Source organism: Halomarina pelagica (assembly GCF_024228315.1).
Lineage (GTDB): Archaea > Halobacteriota > Halobacteria > Halobacteriales > Haloarculaceae > Halomarina > Halomarina pelagica.
On the sequence record NZ_CP100454.1, the window covers coordinates 1,720,415 to 1,732,112 of the forward strand.

The following is an 11,698-nucleotide window of genomic DNA, read 5'->3' on the forward strand; positions in this document are numbered from 1 at the left end:
TATTGGGCGTCAGGCGCGGAATCGCTCGTCGAAGGCGGCGTAGCGGGCTGTTACCGTGTCTCGAAGCTGCCGCTCGAACGCCGGGCGCGAGAAGGGGTCGGCGAGGTCGCGGTCCGCGTCGAACGGCTCCGCCTCGAAGCGCTCGACCGCCTCCCGGATCCCCGCCGGCGTCCCGTCGTGGAGCAGGCCGGTCCGGTCGTCGACGAACAGGCCGGGGAACCCCTCGTTCCGGGCGAGACACGCCGCGCCGCTGGCGACGGCCTCGATGGGGACGATGCCGAAGTCCTCCTGGACGCCGTTGAACGCGACCGCCCGGCAGGTCGCCAGGCGATCGTACTTCTCCTCGACGTCGACGAACCCGAGGTAGGTCATGTTCGGCGCGGCCTCGATGCGGTCGAGGACGGCGTCCGGGACGTCGCCCCGCGGCCCGACGAAGGCGAGGTCGCGGTCGAGGTCCTCGAACGCCGCGACGAGTTCGGGGACGCCCTTCTCGACGTCGAGGCGGCCGAGGTGGAGGTACTCGTCGCCGCGGTCGCGTTCGCGCTCCCGGGCCGCCGCGACGTCGATCGGCGGGTAGAGCACCTCCGCCTCGCGGTCGTAGTACTTCCAGATGCGCCGCGCGATGACCGGGCTGTTCGCGAGGTAGCCGTCGACGCGGGGGTCGAGCGCGCCGTCCCGGACGCGGAGGTAGCGCAACAGCGGCCGGGTGAGCGCGCCGGGCAGGGAGGCGGTTCGGTCGTGGTAGCGGTCGTAGAGCGTCCGCGGCGGCGAGTGACAGTAGTTGAGGTGCAGCGTCTCGTCGGGGGTGAGGACCGCCCGGGTGGTCGCGCCGCTGGTGACGAGCACGTCCGGCGGGCCGTAGGACCGCCAGTCGACGTCCTCCCAGAGGGCGTACTCGAAGAGGCGGTCGACGCGCGCCTGCGCCGACCGCAGGGGGGAGAGCGGGAGGTCGCGACAGACGTCGTGGAACTCGACGTGGTCGTACTCGCGGCGCGTGCGCTCGTCGGGCGGGCCGACGGTGTAGATGCGCTCGCAGCCGAGCGTCTCGGCGATCGCGACGGCGACCGCCTCCGCGCCCCCCGGGGAGTCGATCCCCCAGTGGGCGACGGCGACCGACAGGTCCTCGACATCGACGGGCGACGACATGCACGACCGTGCGCGGAGGCGGAGCAAAAGGTCACCGGCAGGCGAGCGGCGCGCGACGAGGGTGCGACTTCCCGACGGTCGGCGGCGCGACCGACCACCACGGCTAAGGACCATCTGGTTGTACCACGCGGTATGACAGACCTGGGTAAGGTAGACCGGGAGTTCTTCGACGAGTACATCTACCCGCACCTCGGCGCGGACCGCGAGGACGTGCTGCTCGCCCCGCAGCACGGGGTGGACTTCGGGGCCATCGACGTGGGCGGGAAGGCGGTCGCGATGGCGACCGATCCGGTGTTCGTCATGCCCTCGCTCGGCTTCGAGCGGGCGGCGTGGTTCGCGTTCCACATCCTCGTGAGCGACGTGGCGGTCTCCGGCCTCGCGCCGACGCACCTCAGCATCGACTTCAACCTCCCGCCGGAGATCACCGACGAGCAGTTCGCCACCGTCTGGGAGACGATGGACGCCGAGGCGCGCGACCTGGGCGTGAGCGTCGTCACCGGTCACACCGCCCGCTACGAGGGGTGCAACTACCCGATGGTCGGCGGCGCGACCGCCATCGCCGTGGGCGAGCACGACGACCTCGTCCGGCCGGACGGGGCGCGCGTCGGCGACCGCGTCGTCGTGACGAAGGGACCCGCAGTCGAGGCGACGGGCCTGCTCTCGATCCAGTTCGAGGACCTCATGCGCGGGGAGGTGCCCGACGACGAGATCGAGGCCGCCCAGGAGCGCTTCTACGACATGTCCCCGGTGCGCGACGCGCTCGTCGCCGCGGCGGCCGCCCCCGTCAGCGCGATGCACGACGCCACCGAGTGCGGCGTCTACGGCGGGTGCTACGAGATCGCACGCGCCGCGGGCGTCGGCATCGAACTCGAGCGCGACCCGATCCCCGTCCTCCCCGGCGTGGAGGCGACCTGCGAGTTCTTCGACGTCGACCCGTGGGCGTCGATCAGCGAGGGGACGCTCCTGCTCACGGTGCCCGAGGAGGGTGTGGACGACGTGCTCGACGCGCTCGACGCCGAGGGCGTCCCCGCCGCCGACGCGGGCCGGGTGGTCGAGGGCTCCGGGCTGGTCGTGGACGGCGAGCCGACCGACCACCCCGGCGCGGATCCCTACTGGGCCGCGGTCGCGGAGAACCTGCCGAAGCTGGAGGAGTAGCGTCGTTCGCGTGGACCGGGATGTGCACAGCGGACGAGAGCGTTCGATCCTCCCCACCCCACGAGCGCGTTCCGGAACGAGATGGGACATGGAGTATCTCATGCGTGCATTTCATGTCTCATGAACCAGTATCGGACGGTAGAGGGGAGTGACCGTGAGCAGCGACGATTCCAAACACGTCCAGACCGAACTGAGCGGCGAGGAGTACGAGCGATTCCGGACGTTCGCCAGAGAGCGGGGGCTGACCGTCAAGGAAGCCAGCCGGGAGGCCCTCGTCGGGTGGGTCGAACGCCAGCGGCAAGCCGACCCGAACGACCGGGCGTTCACCGTCCTCGACGAACTCGACGACGCGTCGCTCCCGGCGATGGCGGAGACGGACGCGCGACGAGAGGACGACCTCGTCGACGAGTGGCGCGGTACCGACGTCGAGTTCACGCTCGCCGACGACCCGGCTGGACGACACGGTCAGTCCGATGGGTGAACCGGTCGAGACGCCGATAGGGACCATCACGGCCGAGCACTTTCGACCGGGGCACGTCCGCCACCAGGTGATGGTCGGGCCGAAGTTCCTCTACACCCTGTTCAACCCGCGTGATCGAATGCACGGCCTCTCACGGGCATTCATGGCGTTCGTCCGCGACGGTGACCTTCCCTACCGTCGCCTCGTCGTGAACGAACACATCGTGGACGAAGCCGCCACCCGGTTGAAGAAGCAGGCGTCGACGCGGAACTCGATCAGATTCGTGACGACGCTCGACGAGAGCACGGTCTATCGGCTCGAACACGTCTCGGAAGTAGCGTTCGAGAACGCGAAGACTACCTTCACCGAGTGGACCGATCTGAACGCCTCGTTCACGGATTTCGTCGTCGCGGCCCACATGGACGAGTTGGAGGTCGATCACATCGTTACGTACGACCGCCACTACGACGCGTTCGACGTGACGACGCTCCCGTATCACGACCGACGTCCGTAGCTGCATCGACCGAACCTGTATCGATCGCTCTCTGGACGGGACGTCGTTCGAAGAGGTTACCGAACGCGACCACCGCACACTATACCTACGTGGTAACCCCATCTCGACGCATGCGACAGTCAGCACCCGTCACCCGCCCCGTGACGCTCACCATCGCGGGCAGCGACTCCGGCGGCGGCGCGGGCATCCAGGCGGACCTGAAGACGGCAGAGGCGTTCGGCGCGTTCGGGACGAGCGTCATCGCGGCCACGACGGCACAGAACACCCGGGGGGTCACGGGCGTGCACGTCCTCCCCCTCGAGCACGTCGAGGCGCAGCTCGACGCCGTGCTCTCGGACTTCGAGATCGGCGCGGCCAAGACGGGGATGCTCGCCACCGCGGAGGTGGTCGAGACGGTCGCCGACTACGCCGCCGACTTCGACTTCCCGCTGGTGGTCGACCCGGTGATGGTCGCCACCTCGGGCGACCGCCTGCTGGCCGAGGCGGCCGAGGCGGCATACGAGGCGCTGATCGCCGAGGCCGCGGTGGTGACGCCGAACGCAGACGAGGTCGAAGTGCTCGTCGGCGAGCGCCCGGAGACGGCGGCCGACGCGCGCGAGGCGGGCGAGGCGCTGCTCGACCTCGGCGCGGACGCGGCGCTCGTGAAGGGCGGGCACCTCGACACCGGCGACGAGGTGGTGGACGTGCTCGTCGCCCCGGATCGCGTCGAGACGTACCGCCACCCGCGCGTGGACACCGACGCGACTCACGGCTCGGGGTGCACGCTGGCGAGCGCGGTCGCGGCCCGCCTCGCGCACGGCGACGATCCCTTCGCCGCCGTCGAGCGCGCGACCGACTTCATGGAGCGGGCCGTCCGGTACCACCACGCCGTCGGCGAGGGCCCGGGAGCGGTCCACCACCTCGCGGCGCTGCGCGAGCGCGCCGACCGGCAGCGCACCGCGACGGCGGTCGAGGGGATCGCGCGCGACCTCCTCCGGGAGGGCGAGCGCGTCCGCGCGCTCGTCCCGGAGGTGGGGACGAACGTCGCCGGGGCGACCCCCTACGCCGAGGGAGTCGATGAGATCGCCGCGGTCGACGGGCGGATCCGGCGGACGGTAGACGGGATCGGTCCGGCGGGAGGCGCGCGTTTCGGGGCGTCCGAGCACGTCGCGCGCGTGCTGCTGGCCGCCCGGGAGTTCGACCCGGCGCTCCGATTCGCGCTGAACGTCCGGTACGGCGACGACGTGCGGGCGGCGATCGACGCGCTCGGGTGGTCGGTCGCCGTCGCGAGCGGGGAGACGGGCTACGAGGAGGGCGTAGCGGGGGCGTTCGACGGGGGGGAGACGCCAGACGCGATCGCCTTCGAGGCGGGCGTCGGCCGCGAGGCGACGGCGGTCCTGTTCGCCGAGGGCGCGGCGGCGCTGACCGAACGCGCGCTGTCGCTCGCGAACGCGGTCGCGAAGAACGGGTGAGAGCCGAACGTCGTCGACCTCGTGACCCCCGGGCGCGAGCCAGGCGGAGGCGCTGTCGTACTCGGGGGACGAGGGAGCCGTGATCCCGTACCTCTCGCTCTGATCCGAACGCTTATCCCATTCCTGGCGACAGTGGGGCGTAGAGCTGACCGATGACCCGCTCCTCTCGCTTCTGAGCCGCTCGACGCGTTACTGGCGCGTCGAGCGCTCAGCGCGCGCTATCGCCGCACCGCCAGCCGACCGACCATCGAGAGGACAGTAATGCCAGGACCGACGTTCATCGAATGCGACCGTATAGAGTTGAAGACGATCGAGGAGGAGGACCTCCCGTTCCTCCGGGAGGGGGTGAACCACCCCGACGTGCGCCGGTACATCGACGTCTTCCGGACGCCGCACACCGAGGAGCGCTACCGCGAGGAGCTGTGGCCCATAGAGACGGGCGACGACGGCGTCTCGCTGCTCGCGGTCCCGCGCGAGGGCGAGCGCGCGGGCGACCCGGTCGGGTCGGTGCAGCTGTACCCGATCGACCACGCCCGCGGGTGGGCGAACATCGGCGTCTGGTTCCACCCGAAGGTGTGGGGGAAGGGGTACGCCCTCGACGCCTGCGCGCACCTCCTCGACTACGGGTTCCGCCGCCTGCGTCTGCACCGGATCTCCGCGAGCGCGATGGCCCCCAACGAGGCGTCCGTCGCGCTCTGCGAGCGCCTCGGGTTCGTGCACGAGGGGACCGTCCGCGAGACCAGTTTCGTCGACGGGGAGCGCGTCGACGACGAGAGCTACGGGCTCCTTGTCCACGAGTGGGAGGGGCCGGAGGCGGTCCTCGGGGGATGACCTCGACGGCGTAGCGAGGCGGGAACCCCCACCGAGGGCACGCTTCCGCGCCGCCTTCCCTGATTCGCGCGGACGTTGACGCTCCCACCCGCGACCGCCACGGGGACGCATCGAAGTCGACGCGAACGTTTTGTGTCCGGGCGCACAAAGACGCACCATGGGAACGAAGACGATCGGCCTCGACGACGAGGCCTACGAGCGCCTGAGGGCGGAGAAGCTGGAGGACGAGAGCTTCAGCGACACGGTCAAGCGGCTCACGGAGGCGGTGGCGGCCGACTGGCGACACGGGTTCGGGAGGTACGGCGACGAGGACGGCGAGCGACTCGAAGCCGCCGTCGCCGCCTCGCGGCGACGAACCGGGGAGGGGCTGTCGGAACGTCAGCGGCGGGTGCTGGAGACGTTCGTCGAGCGTGACGAGGAGTGAAGCTGCTCGACAGTACGTTCCTCGTCCACTACCTCCGCGGCGAGGACGCCGTCGCCGACTATCTCGCGGCTCACGAGGACGAGGAACTGGTGACGACGAGCGTCGACCTGAAGGAGATCGCGGTCGGCGAGCACCTGATCGGCGATCCGACGAGGGAAGAGCTCCTGGCGGACTTCCGGTGGCTCCGGATCGTCCCGTTCGACGCGAACCACGCGTACGTCGCCGGTAAGTTGGAGGCAACGCTTCGCGACGATCCGGGGATCAACCGCGACGGCATCAACGCGCTCGCGGGCGATCTCCTCATCGCCGCCGTGGCGCGAGATCTCGGGGCGACCGTCGTGACGCGCAATCCGGCGGACTTCGAGCGGTTCGAGGGCGTCGCCGTCGAGACGTACTGATCACTGATCGACGCCCGCCGAACGCCCACCCCGCACGGACGAACCCACAGCGTTTTGCTCCGCCCGCCACCACTCAACAGTCATGACTGCGGAGGGAATCGTCGGGCAGTACCTCGCCCTGAAGCGCGAGTCGGACGCCGACCTGCTCGCCATGCAGATGGGCGACTTCTACGAGTTCTTCCACGAGGACGCCGAGGCGGTCGGGCGCGAACTCGACCTGAAGGTGTCCGAGCGTTCGAGCGGCGGGGAGTCCTACAAGATGGCGGGCGTGCCCCTCTCCGAACTCACGCCGTACCTGACGGCGCTGGTCGAGCGGGGGTACCGCGTCGCCGTCGCCGACCAGCGCGAGCGCGAGGACGGCGAGATCGTCCGCGAGATCGTCCGCGTGGCGACGCCGGGCACGCTACTGGAGACGACGAGCGAGGAGGCGCGCTACCTGGCGACCGTCGTTCGGGAGGGCGAGGGCGCGAGCGGAGAGAGGTACGGCCTCGCGTTCGTCGACGTGACGACCGGGCGCTTTCACGTCACGACCGTGGCGGGCGCGGGGGCCGCCTGCACCGAGCTGTACCGCTTCGCGCCGACGGAGGTGCTTCCCGGTCCCGAGGTCCGGGGGGACGACGACCTGCTCGCGCGGATCGAGGAGCGCGTCGAGACGACGCTCACCCTCCACGCGACGGAGGACTTCGCGCCGGGACGGGCGCGTCACGCCGTCCGCGAGCACTTCGGCGACGTGCTGGAATCGCTCGGCGGGTCGGACGGCGGTCGAGGCGGATCGCGCTCCGGTTCCGCCGAGGGGAACGCCGACCCGATCGGGGAGGCGGCCGTCCGCGCGGCGGGCGCGGCGCTCTCCTACCTCTCGGAGACGGGCGTCGGCGCGCTGGCGTCGGTGACGCGGCTCCAGCCCTACCGCCCGGACGACCACGTCGAACTCGACGCGACGACCCAGCGCAACCTCGAACTCACCGAGACGATGACCGGCGCGGGGCGCTCGCTGTACGAGACGATCGACCGCACCGTCACGAGCGCGGGCGGGCGACTGCTGAAGGAGTGGCTCGGGCGGCCCCGCCGGTCGCGCGGCGAACTCGAGCGGCGGCAGTCGACGGTGGCCGCCTTCGCGCACGCCGCGCTCGCGAGAGAGGAGTTCCGCGAGGTGCTCGGGGAGGCGTACGACCTCGAACGGCTCGCCAGCCGGAGCGTCTCGGGGAGCGCCAGCCCGGGCGACCTCCTGCGCGTGCGCGAGACGCTCGCGCTCCTCCCGCGACTGGTCGAGGTCGTCTCCGACTCCGAGCGCCTGCGCGAGTCGCCGGCGAGCGAGGTGCTCTCGCGACCGGATCACGAGGCCGCCGCGGACCTCCGCGAGGCGCTCTCGGCGGCGCTCGCGGACGATCCGCCGAACGCGGTCGCGGGGGGCGGGGTGATCCGCCACGGGTTCGACGACGAACTGGACGACCTGATCGACCGGCTGGAGGCGAACCGGGAGTGGTTCGAGACGCTCGACGAGCGCGAGCGGCGGCGGACGGGTATCTCCCGGCTCTCGGTCGGCCGCAACAAGACCGACGGCTACTACCTCCAGGTGCCGAAGGCCGAGGCCGACGCGGTCCCCGACGACTACGAGGGCATCAAGACGCTGAAGAACGCCCAGCGGTACGTCACCGACGAACTCCGGGAGCGCGAGCGCGAGATCCTCCGCCTGGAGGAGCGCCGCGCCGACCTGGAGTCCGAGCTGTTCGGCGAACTCCGTGACGAGGTGGCGGCGCGCGCCGCGCTCTTGCAGGACGTGGGCCGGGCGTTCGCGGAACTCGACGCGCTCGCGAGCCTCGCGGTGCACGCCGTCGAACGCGACTGGACGCGACCGGAGCTGGCCGAGCCGGGCGTGCTCGACGTGGAGGCGGGTCGTCACCCCGTCGTGGAGACGGACACCGAGTTCGTCCCGAACGACCTCCGCCTCGATCCCGACCGCCGCTTCCTCATCGTGACGGGACCGAACATGAGCGGGAAGTCCACCTACATGCGCCAGGCGGCGCTCATCACGCTGCTCGCGCAGGTGGGGAGCTTCGTCCCCGCCCGGCGGGCGCGCGTGGGCGTCGTCGACGGCATCTACACGCGCGTCGGCGCGCTCGACGAACTCGCCCAGGGACGCTCGACGTTCATGGTGGAGATGCAGGAACTCTCGAACATCCTCCACTCGGCCACCGAGGAGTCGCTGGTGATCTTAGACGAGGTGGGCCGCGGGACGGCCACCTACGACGGCATCAGCATCGCGTGGGCGGCGACGGAGTACCTGCACAACGCCGTGGGCGCGATGACGCTCTTCGCCACCCACTACCACGAGCTGACGACGCTCGCGGACCACCTGCCGCGCGTGTCGAACGTCCACGTCGCGGTGGACGAACGGGACGGCGAGGTGACCTTCCTCCGCACCGTCGAGGAGGGCGCGACCGACCGCTCCTACGGGGTGTACGTCGCGGACCTGGCGGGCGTCCCGACGCCCGTCGTCGAGCGCGCCGACGAGGTGCTCGACGCACTCCGGGAGGAGAAGGCCGTCGAGGCGAAGGGCGGGAGCGGGGACGGCGGTACCGTCCAGGCCGTCTTCGACCTCGGCTCCGGGTCGTTCCGGGGCGCGGCGGAGGCGAAGGCGGAGGCGGACGGGGGGTCGGCGGTCGATCCCCCGACGGGGGCCGGCCCCGAACCCGAACCCGAACCCGAACTCGACCCGGAGACCGAGCGCGTGCTCGCCGACCTCCGGGACGCCGATCCGAACGAGATGACGCCGCTTGCCGCCCTCCAGTTGATTGAGGACCTCCGGGGGCGGTTGCCGGAATGACCGAGCGCCCCCTCCGGGCGACCGTCCACCAGAAGACGGTGCTGTTCGGCCCGGAGCGCGACGTGCTGCTCCTCCGCGACCCGGACGACGGGTGGGAACTCCCGGGCGGCAGGCTCGGCGTCGAGGAGCGCCCGCACGACGGCCTCCGGCGCGAGATCCGCGAGGAGACGGGCCTGGAGGTCGAGGTCGGACGGCCGGTCCACACGGCGGCGTGGCGGAGCAGCGGGACGGACCGGTTCGCGGTGATCTACCGCTGTACGACGACCCGAAACGAGGTGCGCCTGAGCCACGAGCACGTCGACTACCGGTGGGTCGATCCCGCCGACGCACCCCGGTTGCTGAACGACCGGCAGACGGCGGCGCTCGAACGTGCACTGAGGGGTCGCGATGAGTGACGAGATCCGCCGGCTCGACCCGAAGACGGTCGAGCGCATCGCCGCCGGCGAGGTGGTCGAGCGGCCCGCCTCGGTCGTGAAGGAACTCGTCGAGAACAGCCTCGACGCCGGGGCCTCGCGGATCGCGGTGAGCGTCGAGAACGGCGGGATCGACGGCGTGCGCGTCGCCGACGACGGGGGCGGAATGCACGAGGAGGCGGTTCGACGAGCCGTCGAGGAGCACACGACGAGCAAGATAGCCGACGTCGAGGACCTGGAGCGGGGCGTCAGAACGCTCGGCTTCCGCGGCGAGGCGCTGCACGCCATCGGGGCCGTCTCGCGGCTCTCGATCACGACCAAGCCCCGGGGGGAGGCGCGGGGGACGGAACTCGTCGTCGAGGGGGGCGACGTCGAGCGCGCGAAGCCCGCCGGCTGCCCCGAGGGGACGACCGTGGAGGTCACGGACCTGTTCTACAACGTCCCCGCCCGGCGGAAGTACCTGAAGCGGCCCGCGACGGAGGCCGACCACGTCCAGCGCGTGACGACGAGTTACGCGCTGGCGAACCCCGACGTCGCCGTCTCCTTCGAGGCCGACGGGCGCGAGCGCTTCGCCACGCCGGGCCGCGGCGACCGCAGGAGCGCCGTGATGGCCGTCTACGGTCGCGAGGTGGCAAGCGCGATGGTGCCGATCGAGGGAGACGCCTCGACCCTCCCGGACGGCCCCCTCGAGAACGTGTCGGGGCTGGTGAGCCACCCGGAGACGACCCGCGCGAGCCGCGAGTACTGCTCGGCGTTCGTCAACGGGCGGTACGTCACCGCGAGCACGGTCCGCGAGGCGATCGTGGACGCCTACGGGACACAGCTCGCGCCGGATCGCTACCCCTTCGCGGTCGTCTTCCTCGACGTGGACCCGGCGACCGTGGACGTGAACGTCCACCCGCGCAAGCTCGAGGTCAGGTTCGCGGACGAGGCGGGCGCGCGCGAGCAGGTCCGGGCGGCCGTGGAGCGCGCGCTGCTCGACGAGGGGCTGATCCGCTCGGGCGCGCCCCGCGGTCGATCCGCCCCCGAGCAGGCCGAGATCGCGCCGGAGCGCGTCGAGGCCGGCGAGGGGGGCGAGCGGACGAGGGACGGGGGCGGCGAGGGCGACGAGGGCGACGAGGGGGACGCGGGGCGCGACGGACGGGACCAGAAGGCGGCGTCGCGGGACGGGGACGCCCCGCCGCGCAGTGCGCGCCCCCGTTCCCCGGTCGACGGCGCGGACCCCTCCGTGTCGGCCGCGCCGACCGAGGACCCGATGTACGCCGGCGAGCGCGACGGGCAGGGCGCGTCGGCCACGAGCGCGCGCGGCGAGAGCGACGACTCCAGTGTGGCCGACGCCGACGAACGCGGGCCGACGCCCGAAGCGCATCCCCACGACCGCGGACGGTCGCGAAAGTTCTGCGCCGCGACCGAGCAGACCCGCCTGAGCGACGACGACCCGGAACCGGAGTACGAGCGCCTCCCGTCGCTGTCCGTACTCGGGCAGTACGACGACACCTACGTCGTCGCGGAGACCGACGACGGCCTCGTGCTGATCGACCAGCACGCGGCCGACGAGCGGGTGAACTACGAGCGTCTCCGCGAGGCGTTCGCGGGGGACGTGACGACGCAGGCGCTCGCGGAGCCGGTCCGCCTCGAACTCACCGCGCGCGAGGCGGCGCTGTTCGAGGACTTCGAGGACGCCCTCGCGTCGCTCGGCTTCCACGCGGGGCTCGTGGCGGATCGCGTCGCCGAGGTGCGCACCGTCCCCGCGCTGCTGACGGGGCGTGAGGACCTGGTCCGCGACCTCCTGACGGCGTTCGTGGCGGGCGACGGGGCGAGCACGGTCGAGGCCGCTGCGGACGACCTGCTCGCCGACCTCGCCTGCTACCCCTCGGTGACGGGCAACACCTCGCTGACGGAGGGCTCGGTCGTGGACCTGCTCTCCGCGCTCGACGGCTGTGAGAACCCCTACGCCTGCCCGCACGGCCGCCCCACGATCGTCGCCTTCGACCGCGAGGAGATCGAGGACCGGTTCGAGCGCGACTACCCGGGACACGCCGGTCGTCGGAGCGAGTGACGCGCGTCAGACGCCGGCGACAG

At 71.7% G+C, this 11,698-nt stretch carries 11 protein-coding genes; 10 read left to right on the forward strand and 1 reads right to left on the reverse strand.

What is annotated here, in order from left to right:
* Positions 1-9 precede the first annotated feature (9 nt).
* The gene (locus NKI68_RS08895; protein ID WP_254546359.1) at positions 10-1,146 is read right to left on the reverse strand and encodes a glycosyltransferase; all 1,137 of its coding nucleotides are present in this window, start codon (positions 1,144-1,146) and stop codon (positions 10-12) included.
* 132 nt (positions 1,147-1,278) lie between these two features.
* Between NKI68_RS08895 and NKI68_RS08900 the strand changes: the two genes are divergently transcribed.
* From NKI68_RS08900 to mutL, 10 genes are all read left to right on the forward strand, one after another.
* Positions 1,279-2,301: an AIR synthase family protein gene (locus NKI68_RS08900; protein WP_254546360.1), complete on the forward strand. Its 1,023-nt coding sequence runs from the start codon at positions 1,279-1,281 to the stop codon at positions 2,299-2,301.
* A 154-nt stretch (positions 2,302-2,455) separates the two neighbouring features.
* On the forward strand, positions 2,456-2,782 hold the full coding sequence (locus NKI68_RS08905) for a hypothetical protein (RefSeq protein WP_254546361.1): 327 nt from the start codon (positions 2,456-2,458) through the stop codon (positions 2,780-2,782).
* Entirely contained in the window at positions 2,775-3,275 is a 501-nt protein-coding gene (locus tag NKI68_RS08910; protein ID WP_254546362.1) for a type II toxin-antitoxin system VapC family toxin, read from the forward strand. Before NKI68_RS08905 ends, NKI68_RS08910 begins: the two co-directional genes overlap by 8 nt.
* Before the next feature lie 110 nt (positions 3,276-3,385).
* Complete coding sequence (gene thiD / locus NKI68_RS08915) at positions 3,386-4,726, forward strand: bifunctional hydroxymethylpyrimidine kinase/phosphomethylpyrimidine kinase (protein ID WP_254546363.1); 1,341 nt, start codon at positions 3,386-3,388, stop codon at positions 4,724-4,726.
* A gap of 261 nt (positions 4,727-4,987) precedes the next feature.
* Complete coding sequence (locus NKI68_RS08920) at positions 4,988-5,557, forward strand: GNAT family N-acetyltransferase (RefSeq protein ID WP_254546364.1); 570 nt, start codon at positions 4,988-4,990, stop codon at positions 5,555-5,557.
* Between the two features lie 157 nt (positions 5,558-5,714).
* Entirely contained in the window at positions 5,715-5,981 is a 267-nt protein-coding gene (locus NKI68_RS08925; protein WP_254546365.1) for an antitoxin VapB family protein, read from the forward strand.
* Positions 5,978-6,379, forward strand: coding sequence for a type II toxin-antitoxin system VapC family toxin (locus tag NKI68_RS08930; protein WP_254546366.1), 402 nt, complete (start codon positions 5,978-5,980; stop codon positions 6,377-6,379). Before NKI68_RS08925 ends, NKI68_RS08930 begins: the two co-directional genes overlap by 4 nt.
* Positions 6,380-6,461: 82 nt before the next feature.
* On the forward strand, positions 6,462-9,203 hold the full coding sequence (gene mutS, locus NKI68_RS08935) for a DNA mismatch repair protein MutS (RefSeq protein WP_254546367.1): 2,742 nt from the start codon (positions 6,462-6,464) through the stop codon (positions 9,201-9,203).
* Positions 9,200-9,598 carry an NUDIX hydrolase gene (locus tag NKI68_RS08940; protein ID WP_254546368.1) on the forward strand — a complete coding sequence of 133 codons (399 nt, stop codon included), beginning with the start codon at positions 9,200-9,202 and terminating at the stop codon, positions 9,596-9,598. Before mutS ends, NKI68_RS08940 begins: the two co-directional genes overlap by 4 nt.
* Complete coding sequence (gene mutL, locus NKI68_RS08945) at positions 9,591-11,675, forward strand: DNA mismatch repair endonuclease MutL (RefSeq protein ID WP_254546369.1); 2,085 nt, start codon at positions 9,591-9,593, stop codon at positions 11,673-11,675. Before NKI68_RS08940 ends, mutL begins: the two co-directional genes overlap by 8 nt.
* Positions 11,676-11,698: the final 23 nt, after the last annotated feature.